General features: G+C 72.9%; 16 protein-coding genes. 5 read left to right on the top strand and 11 right to left on the bottom strand.

Annotated elements, in window-relative coordinates:
- Positions 1-17: 17 nt before the first annotated feature.
- Positions 18-584, bottom strand: coding sequence for a TetR/AcrR family transcriptional regulator (locus AB0C76_RS04565; RefSeq protein WP_359959575.1), 567 nt, complete (start codon positions 582-584; stop codon positions 18-20).
- A gap of 406 nt (positions 585-990) precedes the next feature.
- Positions 991-1,092 (bottom strand): family 1 glycosylhydrolase, encoded by a 102-nt coding sequence (locus tag AB0C76_RS04560; protein WP_359959572.1) that lies wholly within the window; start codon positions 1,090-1,092, stop codon positions 991-993.
- Between the two features lie 412 nt (positions 1,093-1,504).
- Between AB0C76_RS04560 and AB0C76_RS04555 the strand changes: the two genes are divergently transcribed.
- On the top strand, positions 1,505-2,221 hold the full coding sequence (locus tag AB0C76_RS04555; RefSeq protein WP_359959569.1) for a TNT domain-containing protein: 717 nt from the start codon (positions 1,505-1,507) through the stop codon (positions 2,219-2,221).
- A 385-nt stretch (positions 2,222-2,606) separates the two neighbouring features.
- On the top strand, positions 2,607-3,191 hold the full coding sequence (locus tag AB0C76_RS04550) for an NAD(P)H-dependent oxidoreductase (RefSeq protein ID WP_359959566.1): 585 nt from the start codon (positions 2,607-2,609) through the stop codon (positions 3,189-3,191).
- A 17-nt stretch (positions 3,192-3,208) separates the two neighbouring features.
- Here the strand turns inward: AB0C76_RS04550 and AB0C76_RS04545 are convergent, their stop codons facing one another.
- The 7 genes from AB0C76_RS04545 to AB0C76_RS04515 all read right to left on the bottom strand — a co-directional run bounded on the left by AB0C76_RS04545 (position 3,209) and on the right by AB0C76_RS04515 (position 12,011).
- Positions 3,209-3,895, bottom strand: coding sequence for a TetR/AcrR family transcriptional regulator C-terminal domain-containing protein (locus AB0C76_RS04545; RefSeq protein WP_359959563.1), 687 nt, complete (start codon positions 3,893-3,895; stop codon positions 3,209-3,211).
- Positions 3,896-3,905: 10 nt separating this feature from the next.
- On the bottom strand, positions 3,906-5,066 hold the full coding sequence (locus AB0C76_RS04540; RefSeq protein ID WP_359959560.1) for an NAD(P)/FAD-dependent oxidoreductase: 1,161 nt from the start codon (positions 5,064-5,066) through the stop codon (positions 3,906-3,908).
- Positions 5,067-5,195: 129 nt separating this feature from the next.
- Positions 5,196-7,865 carry a TIM-barrel domain-containing protein gene (locus AB0C76_RS04535; protein ID WP_359959557.1) on the bottom strand — a complete coding sequence of 890 codons (2,670 nt, stop codon included), beginning with the start codon at positions 7,863-7,865 and terminating at the stop codon, positions 5,196-5,198.
- 86 nt (positions 7,866-7,951) lie between these two features.
- Positions 7,952-8,794: a class II fructose-bisphosphate aldolase gene (locus tag AB0C76_RS04530; protein ID WP_359959554.1), complete on the bottom strand. Its 843-nt coding sequence runs from the start codon at positions 8,792-8,794 to the stop codon at positions 7,952-7,954.
- A 301-nt stretch (positions 8,795-9,095) separates the two neighbouring features.
- Entirely contained in the window at positions 9,096-10,019 is a 924-nt protein-coding gene (locus AB0C76_RS04525) for a 1-phosphofructokinase family hexose kinase (protein WP_359959551.1), read from the bottom strand.
- 196 nt (positions 10,020-10,215) lie between these two features.
- A complete protein-coding gene (locus AB0C76_RS04520) occupies positions 10,216-11,127 on the bottom strand; it encodes an ROK family protein (RefSeq protein ID WP_359959549.1) in 912 nt (303 codons plus the stop codon).
- Entirely contained in the window at positions 11,124-12,011 is an 888-nt protein-coding gene (locus AB0C76_RS04515) for an SIS domain-containing protein (protein ID WP_359959546.1), read from the bottom strand. Before AB0C76_RS04515 ends, AB0C76_RS04520 begins: the two co-directional genes overlap by 4 nt.
- 338 nt (positions 12,012-12,349) lie before the next feature.
- Here AB0C76_RS04515 and AB0C76_RS04510 point away from each other — a divergent pair, with 338 nt between their 5' ends.
- The 3 genes from AB0C76_RS04510 to AB0C76_RS04500 are packed head-to-tail and all read left to right on the top strand — an operon-like array spanning position 12,350 to position 15,326.
- Positions 12,350-13,609 (top strand): extracellular solute-binding protein, encoded by a 1,260-nt coding sequence (locus AB0C76_RS04510; RefSeq protein ID WP_359959543.1) that lies wholly within the window; start codon positions 12,350-12,352, stop codon positions 13,607-13,609.
- Positions 13,610-13,611: 2 nt separating this feature from the next.
- On the top strand, positions 13,612-14,508 hold the full coding sequence (locus tag AB0C76_RS04505) for a sugar ABC transporter permease (RefSeq protein ID WP_359959540.1): 897 nt from the start codon (positions 13,612-13,614) through the stop codon (positions 14,506-14,508).
- Positions 14,505-15,326 carry a carbohydrate ABC transporter permease gene (locus tag AB0C76_RS04500; RefSeq protein WP_359959537.1) on the top strand — a complete coding sequence of 274 codons (822 nt, stop codon included), beginning with the start codon at positions 14,505-14,507 and terminating at the stop codon, positions 15,324-15,326. Before AB0C76_RS04505 ends, AB0C76_RS04500 begins: the two co-directional genes overlap by 4 nt.
- Before the next feature lie 18 nt (positions 15,327-15,344).
- On the opposite strand, the gene AB0C76_RS04495 is transcribed toward AB0C76_RS04500, so the two are convergent.
- Together AB0C76_RS04495 and AB0C76_RS04490 are read right to left on the bottom strand one after the other, a co-directional pair.
- The gene (locus tag AB0C76_RS04495; protein WP_359959534.1) at positions 15,345-16,103 is read right to left on the bottom strand and encodes a DeoR/GlpR family DNA-binding transcription regulator; all 759 of its coding nucleotides are present in this window, start codon (positions 16,101-16,103) and stop codon (positions 15,345-15,347) included.
- A 222-nt stretch (positions 16,104-16,325) separates the two neighbouring features.
- Positions 16,326-17,084, bottom strand: a complete 759-nt coding sequence (locus tag AB0C76_RS04490) for a maleylpyruvate isomerase family mycothiol-dependent enzyme (protein WP_359959531.1) — start codon at positions 17,082-17,084, stop codon at positions 16,326-16,328.
- Positions 17,085-17,108 lie beyond the last annotated feature (24 nt).

Genomic DNA, 17,108 nt, shown 5'->3' with positions numbered 1-17,108 from the left:
CGGCGGGCTCGCCGGACTCACGAGAGCGGCAGCCCCGGACGCTGCCGGGCTGCCGCGCCCTGGAGCAGGATCGCCGCAATGAAGCCCGGGGCCTGCCGGAGGCCCATGTCGCCTTCGAGGGTCAGCTCCCAGGCGGTCTCGGCGAGGCCGCAGAAAGTCGAGGCCAGCCAGGTGGCCGGCATGTCGTTGCGCAGCAGTCCGGCCTCCTGGCCGCGCTTGAAGAACTTGACGGTCCGGTCGAAGATCGCGTCCGCCCGGGCGCTGGCTTCAGGGACGCCGAGGACATCGGGTTCGACATAGACGAGGTTCCAGAGCTGGGCGAACGGCGGGTATTCGGCGACCATCGCGGCGAGCACCTGCTGCATGGGGCCGGCGTCGACCTCGGCACGGGACAGGGCCCGGTCGCAGTCGTCGAGGATCTTTTCCGCCATGGCCTGCACCAGGTGCTGGCGGGTGGGGAACAGGCGCACCAGGGTCGCCCGGCTGATACCCGCCCGCTTCGCGATGACCTGCATGGACGCCGCCCGGTCCTTGGCCAGGACCGGGATCGCCGAATCCAGGACCTCTGTCGCGTCGGTACGCATCGCCGAACCAACCCCCAATGCCTCTATTGACACATTGATGCCTCAATGTATCCTTTTCAGTATCATCGCCCATTGTACTGAAGAGAGGGGTCACCGCCCTTTCCCTGTGACCTGACCCGCCCCTGGTGATGCACGGCCCTTTCGTGTTCGCACCGATTCTGCCGTGGAATCACCCAGCGCCTCTCTGGAGCACCGTCGGCCCGGCCCCGGCCCGGGCTTGGCCCGCACCGTGCCCGCCCATGGGCTGACAACCGCATGTGTACCGCCGCGCGCAAGGCGAACCCCGAATTGGATCGGGCCGCCGCCAAGGACTGCGCGGCCATCTCATTCTGCCGGAAGAGCCCGGACGACCGGTTGATCCGCTCGATCAGAGCCGCCGTCAGGTCCCGGGGGGACTGTGACGGCGTTAGTGGTCGCACGCCACCACGCCGGTGTGCCCGTCGCGAACGGCCCCGGGCCGGGCGACGAAGGTGTCCCAGACGGACGGTCCGCGCCCGTCCTCGTCCACCGACCCCTTCGATCTGGTAGGCGGCGGTGGCGGCGCCCCAGCGGAACCCCGCCGACAGGTCAGGACGGTTCACGATTGCCCCCTTTTAGAATATGAGGGTGGCTCATGTTAGCCCCGAGCCCAGCAGACGCCAGAGGCAACTGGCCTTCATCACAACGGTGTTGTTTCGCGCCTCAGGAGCCGCACCGGCAACGGAGGCCGCGGGAGGTCCTGCTACCGCCGCTGCGCGAAGCGGGGCGCACGGGGCCTCGTAGTCCCGCCGACTGCTCCGTCCGAATGCTGTGCGCGCAGCCACTCCCCAGGTTGCCCGCCTACCGATCAGTACGAGGGTGCAATGACCCTGCCACGTACATCCGCTGTCGCTGCGTCGTACGTCGCGCACCCCTCCGTCCGCGCCCCCTGGAGCCCACCCGTGCGTTCGCTCAGGCTCATCGCCCTGCCGCTGGTCGCTGCCCTTCCGCTCACCGTGATGGCCTCGGCCGGCACCGCCGTCGCCGCCGCGCCGGCGGTGCCGGCGTCCCACCGCCCACCTCTACCCTCCGACTGTCCGGACCTCCTCCCGCCGGAAGACCCGACCGTCTACTACTGCGGCCGGTCCGAGCTGGGCCCGGCCGAACTGCCGGCGACCGGACCGGTGGCGACGCTGCTGGACCACTACCAGCGCTTCGGGGGCCTGCAGCCGAGCCAGTTCCTCGACTGGTACCGCGACGGCACCCTGTGGAAGTACCCCGGCAACCGAGGCTTCGCGGAAACCAACGGCACCCTCGACATGCACGAGCAGGCGATGGACGTGGGCCAGGCCCTGGACCGATTCGGGTCCGAGGCCGGCGGTTTCCTGGCGACCGGCGGAACTCCCTACGCCAAGCGCGCTCTGCCGCCGGACTCGCTCAACGGCCCGGAGAACAGCTACCACTGCTACGAGGTGAACCGCTCCTTCCGCGTGCAGGCAGGCCGGATCGCGGCCGGTTTCAACCAGCCGGGGTTCGGCTACCAGCAGTGGCTCGACCCCCAGTTCAAGCCGTCCGACTTCGCGGACGCCGAGCGCTACAACGTCGCCAACCTCCTCAAGCACGAGTACCTGAAGGTCGCCGAGCCCGAGCGCTGCGTCGGCACGGGCCACGCCTCCTGAACCACGGCCGGCCGGACGGGGGCACCACCGTGACGCACGGAGACGGAGTTCAGCCTCGGGCCGGTCGGCCAGGTCCGGCGAGGGGCTCTTGATCGGCGGTTCGCGGTGGTGCGCGGGCGTGGGCCGGATCCTCGGAGGACCGCGACCGGGCGCGGCCGTCGAATGACAGTACGTTCGACGGCCCTCGGCCCACTCGAAGTCGTCGAGGAGGGACCAGGTGCAGCAGCCGCGGATATTTGAGTGGTACTCATGTCATCGCCGTGACACCGGAACGCCGGATGCCGCCGCGGCCGGACGCGACTTGACGTCAAGTGCACTTGAACTTCAATCATGTGGACGTCGCCCCGCACCGGGGCCGCGCAGATCCGATTGCCGAGGAGTCCGGATGTCCACCACGCCCCTCCGTCTCGCCGTGATCACCGGTAGCGTCCGGGACGGCCGCTTCGGCCCGACCGTCGCCAACTGGGTCGCCTCGCTCGCCAAGGAGCGGGACGACCTGCTGGTCGATCCGATCGACCTCGCCGACCACCCGTTGCCGCACGAGCTGTCCCACAACCCCGGCAAGGACGTGGCGCAAGTGCTGGCCGGGGTCTCGCCGCGGCTGGCCGACGCGGACGCCTTCATCGTGGTCACCCCGGAGTACAACCACAGCTTCCCGGCCTCGCTCAAAAGCCTGATCGACTGGCACGGGAAGGAGTGGGCGGCCAAACCGGTCGGCTTCGTCTCCTACGGCGGCCTGTCCGGCGGCCTGCGCGCGGTGGAGCAACTGCGGCAGGTCTTCGCCGAGATGCACGCCGTCTCGGTCCGCGACGTGGTCAGCTTCCACAACTGCTGGAGACAGTTCGACGAGACCGGCGCGCTGAAGGAGCCCGCCGGCGCGACGGCCGCCGCGGCCACCCTGTTCGACCGGCTCGGCTGGTGGGGGCACGCCCTGCGCGAGGCCCGCGAGAAGCGACCGTACGGCAACTGACCCTGGGCGGGGAACGCTCAGAGCGGGGTGGCGGCCGTCCCGTTGATCACCATGCGGAAGGTCCACGCGAGGCGGTCCTCCGGGCTGCCGGCGAGCAGGGCGGGGCCGAGGGCGGCGATGCGGGGGTGGTCGGGGGCGGTGGCGCCGAGCAGGGTTTCGGCGAGGGCGGTGTGTTCGGCCTCGGCGGCCGGGTCGGCGTCGCGGGCGGACTGTTCGGCGGCCGTCGCCGTGGCCACGAGCAGGAGGACGTCCACGCCCCAGGCCGCCTGCCCGTCCGGCACGCCCCCCTCGTGCAGCAGCGCGAGGACCGCCTCCACGACGGCGAGGTAGTGCGGGCCCGACGGGCGGGTGACGAGCGCGGTGTGGGCGAGCGCCGGGTGCCGGAACAGCACCTCGGTGTACGAGCCGAGCACGGCGGCCAGACGCTCGCGCCAGTCGCCGGGCGCCCGCACCGGCGCGAGGTCGACGGCGCCGAGGAACTCCTCCAGGATCGCCGCGTGCAGCTCGGCCGTGTTGGCGACGTACACGTAGAGCGAGGCCGGGCCGGTGTCGAGCTCCTGCGCGAGGCGGCGCATGGTCACCCGCTGCAGCCCCTCGGCCTCCAGGATCCGGACGGCGGCGGCGACGATGCCCTCGTAGGTGAGGGCCGGCTTGGCCGGGCGTTCGCGGCGGCTGCGGGGGCGGGGCGTCGGGGTGCTGCTCATGCCGCCCACCTTAGGCCGCGGGCCCGGCGAACAGGTCCAGCATCCCCTGGAGCCCGTCCGGTCCGAACATCCGCTCCAGGTTGGCCGCCGACTCCGCCGCTGAGGCCTCGCCGCGCGGGAACAGCTCCCGCTCGTACGCCGCCAGCGCCGCCTCGGCGTCGCCGGGGTGGGCCGCGATCGCCGCACCCAGCTCGGCGCCGTCGAGCATGGCGAGGTTGGCGCCCTCTCCCGCGAACGGGGACATCAGGTGGGCGGCGTCGCCGAGGAGCGTGACGCCGGGGACGCGCTCCCAGCGGTGGCCGACCGGCAGGGCGTGGATGCGGCGCCCGGCGAGCGGACCGTCGGCGTCGGCGACGAGGGCGCACAGGCCGTCGGACCAGCCGTCGAACTCGGCGAGGACGGCCCGCTTGACCGCCGCCGGATCACCCGGATCGAGGCCGTCCAGCCAGTCCTCCCCCACCCGCAGGGCGGTGTAGACGTGGATGCTCCCGTCCGTTTCGAAGTGGCCGAGGAAGCCTCGGTCCTCGGCGAGCGCCATGAAGAACCCACCGCCGACGAGCGCGGCGGCCTCGGGGTGACGCACGGCGGCGTCGTGCAGGTCGGCCTCGACGAAGGAGATGCCGGTGTAGGCCGGGACGGCATCGGACAGCAGCGGGCGGACCCGCGACCACGCGCCGTCGGCACCGATCAGCAGGTCGGTCGTGAGGGTGCCCCCGTCGGCGAAGGCGACCTCGTGGCGGCCGTCGCCGAGCGCCCGCACGCCGGTGGCCTTGCGGCCCCAGCGGACCGTCCCGGCGGGGAGGGAACCGAGGAGGAGGTCGCGCAGGGCGCCGCGGTCCACCTCGGGGCGGCCGCCGGTGCCGTCGTCCGGGGCGTCGAGCCGGACGGTGCCGTCCGGGGCGACCAGGCGCACGGCCTCGCCGCCCTCGTGAACGAGGGCACGGAAGCCGTCGTGCAGGCCGGCCGCGTGCAGGGCGCGCTGGCCGGACGCCTCGTGGACGTCGAGCATGCCGCCCTGGGTGCGGGCCTCGGGGGACGCCTCCAGGTCGAACACCGCGGCCTCGATGCCGTGGACGTGGAGGACGCGGGCGAGGGTCAGGCCGCCGAGGCCGGCCCCGAGAACGGCGATCGGGGCGTGGGCCGGGACGTCGGCCGGGTTCCGCTGGGTCATGTCCGCTCCTTCGGGTCGTCGTCCCTCCACGGTAACGAACATGTTCGTTACGAACAAGTTCGTCACAGCGAAGAGGAGGGCGACGGCCCGAAAGACCCCCGCCCTCCTCCGGCGCGGCCCGCCGGCGGCTCAGCCCGCCAGCGGTCCGGCTCCCGCCAGGAGCAGCGAGAAGCCCGAGTCCGTCGGCTGCTGCGGCGTCCTCACGTGCACCACGCCCGCCGCCGCGTCGTAGAACCACCCCGCGCCCGCCGCGTCCAGCCCGGCCTGCGAGGAGTAGCCGTCCAGCGGCTCGTGGTCCAGGAGCACCGCGCCCGGCCCGGCCCCGGCGTGGACGGTGAACTCGTAGGCGCGCGCGGCCGGTTTGCCCGTGTAGTCGCCCACGCTCGGGCCGACGTCCACGGTGGTCACGCCGTGCCCGCGCCCGACCGAGCGGACCGACACCTCCTGGGTGGCACCCGCGCCCTGCTCGTGCGCGCGCGTCGTGCCGTCGTCCTCGTAGAGGGTGAACGAGGACTCGCCGCCCTTGGCGTAGACGTCGTAGGAGAGCCGGCCGGTGTCGCGGGTCTGCCACGACAGCGTGCCCTGCGGCCACATCGGCACGACGGCCCCGGCCCGGACGAACAGCGGCAGCGTGTCCAGCGGCGCCCGGTACCCGTTGACCGTGGTCGGGCCCTCGTACGTCTTGCCCGTCCAGTAGTCCACCCACGTGCCCTTCGGCAGGTAGATGCCGTTGCGGACGGACGAGTCGTCGTAGACCGGCGCGACCAGGAAGTCGCTGCCGCTCATGAACTCGTACTTCGCCGCGTCGCCCCACGTGTTCGGGTCGTCCGGGTACTCCAGCACGAGCGGCCGCACCGCACCGACACCCGTCCGGTGCGCCTCCTCGGCGAGCGTGTAGAAGTACGGCAGCAGGCGCTCCTTGAGCTGGAGGTAGCGCCGGTTGACCGACGTGTACGGCTCGCCCGCGCGCCACGGCTGCTTGTCGGCGGCCGCCCAGCCGTCCATCGTCATGATGGCCGGGACGAAGGTCTTCCACTCCAGGTCCCGGGTCTCCACCTTCGGGTCGCTGCCGAAGATGCCGCCCACGTCACCGGTGTTGTACGCGATGCCGGACATGGCCGCGCCCGCGTACGTCGGGATCTGCCAGCGCACGTAGTCGTACGTGCCCTTCTGGTCACCGCTCCACAGCACGCCGCAGCGCTGCGCGCCGGCCCAGGAGACCGGGAGCCAGACGAAGCCGCGGGCGTCGCTGTTCTGCTCGATGCCCTCCTTGGCCTTCAGGCAGCCGTCCAGCGCGAACTTGTAGCCGGGGCCGACCCAGGCGACGTCCAGCTTGCGCACCCGCACGCCCGCCTTGACCTCCTCGCCCTGGTTGGGCAGGCCGGTCGAGGTCCACAGGCCCAGCTGCATCTGGTGGTCGCGCAGGCCCTGGCCGGTCTGCTGGAGGTTCTCGTAGCCGCAGCCGTATCCGTCGTTGACGAGCATCCAGCCGAGCGGCTGCTGGTTGGCGGTGTAGCCGTCGGCGACCTTGAGGGCGTCCAGGGTGTGCCGCTCGCCGCGGTTGGCGTTGTGCAGGTAGCAGTCGGAGTCGCCCGGTTCGAGGCCGTAGACGGGCGGCATGAAGGGCTTGCCGACGAGGTCGGTGTAGGAGCCGATGATGTTCTTGAGGTCCGGGCCGTAGAAGTAGTAGCCGTCGAAGCGGCGTTCGCGCTCGGACGTCCGCACCGGGTCGCCGAAGGTGTACGTGCCGGGGGCGTAGGTGTGGCGGAAGACGCCGTAGCCGGCCGAGGACAGGTAGAAGGGCTGGGAGTTGTTGAACCCGCCCTCGTTCCAGTTGTAGTCGTTGGCGACGTGGACGGTCCTGCCCCGGTGGGAGAACGAGCCGTTCTGCTCGCCCGCGCCGTAGAACTGCTCCTGCGGCCCGCGGGAGAGGGTCTGCTGCATCGCGTCCTGGGTCCAGGTGAGGCCGCGGGTCTCCTCCCAGACGCGCTTGGTGTCGTCGTCGGTGTAGAGCGCGAAGCGCAGCGGCTGCTTGTACGCGCGCAGGGTGAGGTGCGCGGAGCTGATCGCGTAGTAGTCGCCCTCGTCGCGCTCCTCGACGGTCCTGAGGGTGGGCGGAGTCGTCGCGATCATCTCGCCGACGGGCGGCGCCGTGAAGGTGCCGTCCGGGCTGAACTGCAGGCGGAAGGCGTCCTCGGTGGTGAAGTCCACGCGGGCGCGGGCCGTCGCGCCCGCCTGGATCAGGTAGCCGTCGCCGTCCCGGACGATGCCGGTCGCGTCGCCGACGGTGGTGGGCTCGGGGAGCAGCGCGGTCGCGCTGTAGGAGGAGTTCTTGACGGAGTAGGGCACCACCAGCACCTGGTAGGTGCCCGACGCGTCCGGGATCACCGCGGTGGTGGGCACGGCGCCGCTCTGGTTCTCGGCGACCTTGCGGCCCGCGCCGTCGTAGACGTAGAGGTCGAACTCCATGGTCGGGTCGGGCCAGCTGATCGACACCGGCACGCCGCCGTCGGGGTGGCCCTGCCAGTAGCCGGCGGGGACGTCGACGGTGATCGAGAAGCGGTCGCAGACCTTGCCGCCCGGGTCGGCGGCGGCGCTCGGGCAGTGCGCGGGGTCCGGCACTGCGCCGTTGGCGTAGGTCGGGCTCTGCCAGGTCACCGTGCGGTGGCCGAGCGAGAGCGTGCCGGCCGACGGCGTCGCGGCGCGGGCCGCGGGGACGGCGCCGAGCAGCGCGCACAGCAGCGCGAGCACGGCGGTCAGGACGCCTCGGGGGTGCGGGCGGCGTAAGCGGTGGCGCATGGACGTGTCACCTTCCGTTCTCCGGTGGGGCTCCCGCCGGGGGATCCGGACGGGACGTCGGGATGCGGGGCGGCTGCGCGTCGTCCTCAGGACGGATTCGCCCTGAGGACGGTGAGCAGGCGGGCCACCTCGGCGGCCGTCGCAGCGCGGCCGGCCCCGAGGTAGCGGCGGGTGTCCACCAGCCGCACGTCGGCGGCGAGGGCTCGGCGAACCGAGGTGGTGAACACCCTGTTCAGCTGGGTGGCGATGTTGACCTTCGTGATGCCGTGCTCGACGGCCCGGGTCAGGTCCTCGTCCGCGACGCCCGAGGACCCGTGCAGCACGAGCGGCACCGCGACGGCCTCGCGCAGCCGCGCGATGAGGGCGAAGTCGAGGACGGCGTCCCGGGTGGCCATCGCGTGCGAGGAGCCGACGGCGACGGCCAGCGCGTCGACGCCCGTCCCGGCGGCGAAGTCGGCGGCCTCGTCCGGATCGGTGCGCACGCCCGGCGCGTGGACGCCGTCCTTGCCGCCGATCTCCCCCAGCTCCGCCTCCACCCAGACGCCGGCCGCGTGACAGCGGGCGACGACCTCGGCGGTCCGGCGGAGGTTGTCGGCGTGGGCGAGCGCGGAGGCGTCGAACATGACCGAGGAGAAGCCCAAGTCGACGGCCTCGGCGACGAGTTCGGCGGACGTCGCGTGATCCAGGTGGACGGCCACGGGAACGGTCGCCCGCCGCGCCAGCGCCAGCGTCGCGGCGGCGACCGGCGCGAGGGCACCGTGGTAACGGACGGCGTTCTCGCTGAGCTGGAGGATCACCGGCGCCCCGACCGCCTCGGCCCCCGTCACGATCGCCTGCGCGTGCTCCAGCTGGATGACGTTGAACGCCCCGACCCCCCGGCCGTAGGCGACGGCGGGGGCGACGATGGCACCGGTACCGGTCAGGGGCATCGGGGACTCCTCGGGTGGGGGTGGTGGGGGCGGGCGACACGGGCTCCGCGGCGCCGGATCGGCCGGCCGACCGGGCACTCGCACATCGCAGGCGGCAGCGGCACGACGGCCGCGGGGGCCGGAATCGCGGGGCCGTACGTGCGGGGCGCGAGGGGTGTATGACGGGAGCGCGGCCGGGCGACACGGGCTCCGCGGCGGTCGAACGGCCGAACGGCCGCCCGTCCGTGCAGCGCTCCACGGCGGGGCCGAGGACACGAGCCGCCAGAGGTCGAAGCACCGTGGCGCCACCCTCCCCCCGCCATCACGGGTTCCACAGCGGCCGCACGCCCACCCGGCCGCGCAGCGCGTGGTGGACGTCGGGGTCGAAGTCGCCCGCCAGCGGCGCGGCGACGGCTGCCGCCGACAGGGCCACCGCCTCCGCGAGGCGGTCGGGCCACGGTGTGTCCGCGACCAGGCCGAGCGTCAGCGCGGCCACCGCCGCGTCGCCCGCGCCGGTCGGATTGCCGGCGATCCGCGCGGGCGGCTCCGCACACCAACTCCCCTGCGGTGTCAGCGCGATGAGGCCGTCCGCACCGAGCGATGCGACCACCGCCCCGGCGCCCGCCGAGCGCAGTGCGCCCGCGGCGGCCACCGGGTCGACGAGGCCGGTGGCGGCGGTCAGTTCGTCCGCGTTGGGTTTGACGAGCGCCGGGCCCGCGCCGATCGCGGCACGCAGGGCCGGGCCCGCGGTGTCCAGGACCGCCGGTACGCCGTGCGAGTGCGCGAGCCGGATCAGCCCGGCGTAGGCGTCCTCGGGCACGCCCCGCGGGAGGCTGCCGGAGAGCACGACGGCCGTGGCGTCCGGCAGCAACCCGTCCACGTGGGCGAGCAGTTGGTTCCACTCCTCCGGCCGCACCACCGGACCGGGTTCGAGGAGGGTCGTGGCGTCGCCGGCCTCCGCGTCGACCACGGCCACCGTGCGGCGGGTGTCGGCGGCGATCGGCAGCAGCCGCTCCGCCAGCCCGGCGGCGGCGAGGTCACGGCGCAGCGCCGTCCCGGACGGGCCGCCGGCGAGACCGGTGACGAGGGTCGGCCGCCCGAGGCCGTGCAGGATGCGGGAGACGTTGACGCCCTTGCCACCCGCACGTTCGGCCACCCGCCGCACCCGGTTGGAGGCACATGGACGGAGCCGGTCGACCCGGTAGGTGAGGTCGAGCGCGGCGTTCGGCGTGACGGTGAGGATCATCGCCCGGCCTCCAGGGCGAACGGGCGGACCCGCGGGCGCGCAGCGCCCGGGGCCACGCACGACGGCACCGGACGTCGGAGGGGCCGGCTTCTGGCGCTCCAGCACGGCACCCGACGGCCCCCGCCCCCCGGCGCCACACGCGATCGCGCCGGACGTCGAACCGGCCGGCTTCCTGCGCACGCGCACTCCGCGCCCATCACGGCCCCGTCTCCCCTGCCAGTTCGCGGGCCAGGAGGGCTGCGCCCTGGCAGCCGGCGCGGGGGCCCAGTTCGGCGGGGACGATCTCGGGGACGGTCTGGAACGTCAGGCGGGCCGCGAGGGCGGTCCGGAGCGGGGCCAGGTGGAGTTCGCCCGCTTCGGCGAGGCCGCCGCCGATCACGATGCGTTCGGGGTCGAGCAGGGTGACGGCGGCGGCGAGGCCCTCCGCGAGGGCGTCGACGGCCTCGCGCCAGACGGTGACCGCCGCGAAGTCGCCGGTCCGGGCGCGTTCGGCGACCTCCTTGGCGTCCGACCCGGTGCGGCCGGTCCTGCGGGTGTACCGGCGGGCGATGGCGGCGGCCGACGCGACCGTCTCCAGGCAGCCCCGGCCGCCGCACCCGCACGGTTCGCCGGCGGCGAGTTCCACCGGGAGGTGGCCGAGTTCGCCGGCCTTGGCATGGCTGCCGGCCGGTGGGCGGCCGTCGACGACCAGGGCCGCGGCGACGCCGGTGCCGACCGGGACGAACAGGAAGTTGCCGCTGCCCCGGCCGGCCCCCAGGCGGGCTTCGGCGAGGCCGCCGGCCCGGACGTCGTGGGCGAGGGCGACGGGGACGCCGAGTTCCTCCGCGAGCCGGTCGCGGACGGGCAGCCGGTGCCAGCCGAGGTTCGCGGCGAGCACGGACCGGCCGGACGGCTCGTCGACGATGCCGGGGATCGCGACGCCGGCCGCCACCGGACGGTAGTGGTCGGCGAGTTCGCGGGCGGTGGCGAGCACCGTCGCCAGGACGGCCTCCGGGCCGTGCTCGGCGCCGGTGGGGCGGCGGGTGGCGGCCCGCAGGCGGCCGTCCGGGCCGGCCGCGCCGCCCTTGACCCAGGTGCCGCCGACGTCGAGCGCGATGACCGTGGTCACGGCCGGGTGAGGACGATCGACCGGGTGAGGTGGCGCGGCCGGTCGGGGTCGAGGCCGCGGGCCTTGGCGAGTTCGACGGCGAGCCGCTGGGCGCGGATCAGGTCGGCGAGCGGGTCCAGGCCGGTGACGGAGGTGGTCGCGCCGATCTCGCGGACCTGGTCGAGGAGTCCGGCCGGCGGCTCGCCGAAGAACCAGACGACGGTGTCCGGCGCGGTGACGCTGATCGGGCCGTGCCGGTACTCCATCGCCGGGTAGGACTCGGCCCACGATCCGGAGGCCTCGCGCAGCTTCAGCGCCGCCTCGTGCGCGAGACCGGAGGTCCAGCCCGTGCCGAGGAAGGTGAACTGCCGTGCGCCGAGGGCACCTTCGGGAAGGTCGGCGACCAACGCCCGTTCGGCCTGGGCGGGCAGGTCGGCCGGGGCGTGGCCGAGCCGGGCGCGCAGCAGGGCGAGGGTGGTGGTGGCGAAGCGTGTCTGGACCACGGACTCCTCGTCCGCGAAGGCCAGGTCGACGACGGTGTCGGCGACGGCGCTGATCGGCGTCGTGGGGTCGCCGGTGATCGCGGTGCGGGGTGTGCCGTCGGCGCGCGCGAGCGCGGTCAGCACCTCGGTGGTGGTTCCGGAGCGGCTCAGGGCGAGGAGCCGGTCGTAGCGGCGGTCGGCCGGGTACTCGGAGGCCGGGAAGGCGTCCGTCTCGCCGTGGCCGGCGGCCTCGCGCAGCGCCGCGTAGGCCTGGGCGACGTAGAGCGAGGTGCCGCAGCCGATGACGGCCACCCGCTCGCCCGGTTCGGGCAGTCCGGCCGGCTCCAGTTCCGACGCCCGCCGCCAGCAGTCCGGCTGCTCCGCGATCTCACGCTCGACGTGACTCTGGTTGACGTGACTCACAAGGGCCTCCCCGCCTACGGCGCCAACAGCTCCCACGGCACTTCTGCTCAAATCTGCCGCACTTCATGCCCAACAGATCAATATTGAGCAACCGGCGGCGAGGCTACACGCAGTTCCACTCACACGGAAGAGCGCCTTCGAATCGCCTCACCCACACCAACTCCACGGCAACACTTCGATAACGCGCCTGTCGCACCCGCCGTGAAGGGTGCACACTCTGGGCACGCCACTGATCGAAACTGATTGACGTTCACCGTAAACACACAGGTTCACGCAGTACGTCCGACCCTCACCGGGCCCGGCCGGGAGCCGGCCCCTTCGCACAAGGCGGTCCTGCAATGAAGCGGCCTCTCCTCGCCCTGTCGGCGGCCACCCTGGCCGGCACGCTCGCCCTGTCGGCGTGCAGCAAGGGCTCCGGCTCCGGCGGCACGTCCGCCGACGGCGTCACCACGATCCGGTTCGTCGCCGCCGACTACGGCTCCAACGGGCAGAACCCGAGCCAGGCGTACTGGCAGGGCGTCATAGCGGCCTTCGAGCAGCAGAACCCGAAGGTCAGGGTGGACCTCCAGGTCATCAACTGGAACGACCTCGACACCCAGGTCAAGACCATGGTCCAGAACGGCAACCAGCCCGACCTCCTGCAGACCGGCGGCTACGCCGACTACGCGAAGAACGGCATGCTCTACCCGGCCGGCGACGTCCTCTCCGCCGCCACCGCCGACGACTTCGTCCCGGCCCTCGCGAAGGCCGGCGTGCAGGACGGCACCCAGTACGGCGTCCCGTTCGTCTCCAGCGCCCGGATGTTCCTGATCAACAACGCGCTCTTCCGCAAGGCCGGACTCGACCCGGCCGACCCGCCGAAGACCTGGGACGACGTCACCGCCGCCGCGACCGCCCTCAAGAGGGCGGGCGTCGAGGTGCCGCTCGGGGTCCCGCTCGGCAAGGAGGAGGCGCAGGGCGAGTCGTTCATCTGGATGCTCGGCAACCACGGCGGTTACCAGGACGCGGGCGGCAAGTACACCATCAACTCCCCCGCCAACGTGGCCACGTTCACCCAGCTGAAGTCCTGGGTCGACGCGGGCCTGACCGAGCAGAGCCCGGCGGCCGTCAACCGCACCGACCTCACCAAGGACTTCGCGTCCGGGAAGGTCGGCATGCTCAACGGCATCCCCACCCTGCTGGGCGACGTCAAGAACATGGACGTCAGCTGGACCGCGATGCCCGGCAAGGACGCCGCCAGCCCGTCCACGCTCGGGGTGGCCGACTGGGTCATGGCCTTCAGGAAGGGCGGCCACAAGGAGCAGATCAAGGCCTTCCTCGACTTCGCCTACGCCAAGGACAACACGGTGAAGTTCGCCAAGGAGTACAGCCTGCTGCCGGTGACGAAGTCCGCGCTCACCGCCCTCCAGGCCGACCCCGACGAGCAGGCGCTCGCGCCCTTCCTGCGCATCCTGCCGACCGCCACCTTCTACCCGCTCAGCGACCCGACCTGGCCGGGCGTCTCGGCCCAGGTCAAGACGCAGATCGGCACCGCCGTGAGCGACCCGAAGAAGGCGCTGGACGCGCTCCAGCAGGCCGCCGTCCAGGCCGGCCAGTAGCCGTGCCGCGCCCACCGCGCCGCCGGGACCTGCTCCGCCGCCTCGGCCCGGTGCCCTGGCTGGCGCCCGCCGTCCTGCTGATCCTCGCCGTCGTCGTCTGGCCGGTGGTGGAGATGGTCCGCACCTCGCTGCGGCGCATCGACACCACCGGCACCGACCACGGCGCGGCCGGCCTGGTCAAGTACCGCAAGCTGTTCGCCGACCCGCGGCTGCCCGAGGTACTCGGCTGGACGGTGCTGTGGACGGTCGCCGTCGTCGGCCTGACGATGCTGCTCTCGCTCGCCCTGGCCCAGCTGTTCAACCAGAACTTCCCCGGCCGGCGGATCACCCGGTGGGCACTGATCGCGCCCTGGGCGGCGTCCGTGCTGATGACCGCGATCGGCTTCCGCTGGATGCTCGACCAGGTCGCCGGCGTCCTCAACCGCCTCCTGCTCGACCTCGGCCTCATCGACCGCCCGCAGGCCTGGCTCGGCGACGCCGCCCACGCCAAACCCTGGCTCATCGCCGTCGCGGTGTTCGTCTCCCTCCCGTTCACCACCTACACCCTGCTCGCCGGCCTCCAGACCGTCCCCGCCGAGGTCCACGAAGCCGCCCGCGTCGACGGCGCGTCCCGCCGACAGACCTATCTGCTGGTGACCCTGCCGCTGCTGCGCCCGGCGTTCCTGGTCGCCCTCGTCGTCAACCTGATCAACGTCTTCAACTCCTTCCCCGTCATCTGGGGCATGACCCAGGGCGGACCCAACGCCGACACCGCCACCACCACAGTGTTCATGTACATGCTGCGCGGCTACGACGTCGCCGAATCCGCCGCCATGTCCGTCGTCAACTTCGCCGTCGTGATCGTCATGGTGCTGCTCTTCCTCAGGGTCAGCCGCTGGAACCAGGAGCAGAGCCCGTGAAACGCTTCGACCCCCGGACCCTGCTGCCGGCCGCCGCCGCCTGGGCGCTGGCGGCGCTGTTCCTGCTGCCGTACCTGGAGATGCTCGTCACGGCGGGCCGCCCGGCCGGCGAGCTGCGCGACAACGGCTACCTGCCGGACCACTTCGACTGGTCGTCGTTCACCGCGGTGTGGCGGGACACGACGCTCGGCCAGAACCTCCAGGTCACCCTGGTCGTCGCGGGCGGCTCGACCCTGCTGGTGCTGCTGGTCGCGCTGCCCGCCGCGTACTACACGGCACGGGTCCGCTTCCGGGGGCGCCGGGCGTTCCTGCTGCTGGTCCTCGTCACGCAGATGTTCCAGCCGACGGCACTCCAGGTGGGCCTCTACCGGGAGTTCTACGCGCTCGACCTGCTGGACACGGTCCTCGTCCTGGTGCTCGCCAACGCCGCGTTCAACCTGGCGTTCGCGATCTGGATCCTGAGCGCCTACATCGCCGCGATCCCGGTGGAGCTGGAGGAGGCGGCCCGGATCGACGGCACCGGGCGGCTGGGCGCGCTGTGGCGCGTCACGCTGCCGCTGGCACTGCCGGGGGTGGTGACGGCGGTGATCTTCACGTTCATCGCGGCCTGGAACGAGTTCATCATGGGCCTGACCCTGACGACGTCCCCGGACCGGCAGCCGCTGACCGTCGGGATCAACAACATGATCGGCGCCTACAGCGTGCAGTGGAACCAGGTGTTCGCCGCGTCGCTGGTGGCGATCGTGCCGGTCGTCGTCCTCTTCGCGGTGATCGAACGGCACGTCGTCTCGGGCCTGACCGCCGGCTCGGTCAAGTAGCCGCCCCGGGAACGGCGTTCACACCCGCAGGACGCGCACCCCGCAGTCCGCGATCGCCTTCTCCTGGGCGTCCGTCATGCCGGTGTCCGTCACGATGTCGTGCACCTCGGCGAGCGGACAGATCGACGCGAAGGTGACCCGGCCGACCTTGGTGCTGTCCGCCAGGACCACCGACCGCGCGCTGCTGCGCAGGAACGCGCGGTCGGTCTGGGCCTCCATCTCGTCGTGCGTCGTGCAGCCCTCGTGCGGGGTGAGGCCGTCGACGCCGACGAACGAGACGTCGAAGTGGTACTGGGAGAGCATCCGTTCGGCCGCCGGGCCGATCAGCTCGTAGCTCGCCGAGCGGGCGATGCCGCCGATCACCACCAGGCGGATCTCCGGGCGGACGATGAGCTCGGCGGCGACGTTGACGGCGTTCGTCACGACGGTGACGCCGCCGCGCTCGGCCAGCACCCGGGCCAGCTCGCTCGTCGTCGTGCCGCCGGTGAGGCCCACGACCGCGCCCTCGGGCACGAGTTCGGCCGCGGCGCGGGCGATCCGGCGCTTCTCCTCCTGCTGCTTCTCGCTGCGGTGCCGCAGCGGCAGTTCGAGGTTGACCGCCCCGGTGACGGCCCCGCCGCGGGTGCGGTGCAGCAGACCCTGGTCGTGCAGCTCCTGGAGGTCCCGGCGGACCGTGGCCCCCGACACCCCGAGCAGCTCGGCGAGCGCGTGCACGTCCGCGCTTCCCGCCTCCGAGATGTGGGACAGGATCCGCGCGGCGCGATCAGCTTTGAGCATGACCGGAGTGTAGCCCCGGGCCACGACACCTGCGCAGCCCTGGGCGATTCCCGAACGACCGGCCGTGCGGCCCGGGACCGCAACCTGCGCGAAGCTGCGCAATTTGCCATGAACCAATCAACAATGAACATGTCGGGGGTGCGGCGCGGACGACGACAGCCGCCCCGGACCGGGTGGCCCGGGGCGGCTGTGCACGCCGGAGTGCCGCAGTGAATCCGCCGGTCAGAAGGCCGAGTTGGCGAACCAGAGCGCCAGCAGCGCCTCGTCGCCCGCGACGGCGACGCCCTCCGAGGCGCGGTCGACGCGGCCGTACAGGAGGAGCAGCAGGTCGGCGGCGGTGGCGGAGACGGTCGCGTCGGCCGGGGCGTCCGCGGCGTCGCGGTCGAGGCCGAAGCCGTCGGGGCGGAGGCGGACGAGCCAGCTGCCGTCGCCGTCGGTGCGGGCGAAGCGGATGGTGCGATTCTCGGCACGGAGCTTGGCGGTGCCCGGGGCGAAGAAGACGGCGTACGGCAGGTTGGTGAGGAACTCGTCGACACCGTCGGCGGCGAGCTCCGGGGCGATGTCGGCCTTGCCGCCGAGGGCGAGTTCGGCGTCGACGCGGTGGACGAGGGTCTCGAACAGCATCCGGCGCACCCAGAAGCGGGCGTGCTGGTCGGCGCCCCAGGCCCACATCGGGGCGTCGAGGTCGGTCGCCGCGAAAGCCTCGCCGGCCTCGGCCGCCGCGTCGGCCAGCCAGTCGGGGTACGCCTCGGCCCGCTCGGGGATCTTGAGGTCGAGGTCCCGGCTGGTGGGCCGCTCCTGGATCCGCTGCCGCAGCAGGGCGGTGAACCAGCGCTGGACGCTGCCCGCGTGCTTGACGAGGTCGGCGAGGGTCCACCCGGGGGTGGTGGGCACCGGGGTGGCCGGGTCGGCGGCCCGCACGGCGCCGACGAAGCGGGCGGACTCGGCGGCGACGGCGGCGCTGTGGTCGAGCGGGGTCATCGGTGTGGTCTCCAGGGAGGTGGA

The organism is Kitasatospora sp. NPDC048722 (assembly GCF_040650235.1).
Lineage (GTDB): Bacteria > Actinomycetota > Actinomycetes > Streptomycetales > Streptomycetaceae > Kitasatospora.
Note: the sequence above shows the minus strand (reverse complement) of the source record. Positions and strands in the feature narration are given on the sequence as shown.

Bases quoted from the DNA above. Each gene is read 5' to 3' on its own strand.
- AB0C76_RS04565 (WP_359959575.1), bottom strand. From the start codon at position 584: ATGCGTACCGACGCGACAGAGGTCCTGGATTCGGCGATCCCGGTCCTG.
- AB0C76_RS04550 (WP_359959566.1), top strand. From the start codon at position 2,607: ATGTCCACCACGCCCCTCCGTCTCGCCGTGATCACCGGTAGCGTCCGG.
- AB0C76_RS04545 (WP_359959563.1), bottom strand. From the start codon at position 3,895: ATGAGCAGCACCCCGACGCCCCGCCCCCGCAGCCGCCGCGAACGCCCG.
- AB0C76_RS04540 (WP_359959560.1), bottom strand. From the start codon at position 5,066: ATGACCCAGCGGAACCCGGCCGACGTCCCGGCCCACGCCCCGATCGCC.
- AB0C76_RS04535 (WP_359959557.1), bottom strand. From the start codon at position 7,865: ATGCGCCACCGCTTACGCCGCCCGCACCCCCGAGGCGTCCTGACCGCC.
- AB0C76_RS04530 (WP_359959554.1), bottom strand. From the start codon at position 8,794: ATGCCCCTGACCGGTACCGGTGCCATCGTCGCCCCCGCCGTCGCCTAC.
- AB0C76_RS04525 (WP_359959551.1), bottom strand. From the start codon at position 10,019: ATGATCCTCACCGTCACGCCGAACGCCGCGCTCGACCTCACCTACCGG.
- AB0C76_RS04510 (WP_359959543.1), top strand. From the start codon at position 12,350: ATGAAGCGGCCTCTCCTCGCCCTGTCGGCGGCCACCCTGGCCGGCACG.
- AB0C76_RS04495 (WP_359959534.1), bottom strand. From the start codon at position 16,103: ATGCTCAAAGCTGATCGCGCCGCGCGGATCCTGTCCCACATCTCGGAG.
- AB0C76_RS04490 (WP_359959531.1), bottom strand. From the start codon at position 17,084: ATGACCCCGCTCGACCACAGCGCCGCCGTCGCCGCCGAGTCCGCCCGC.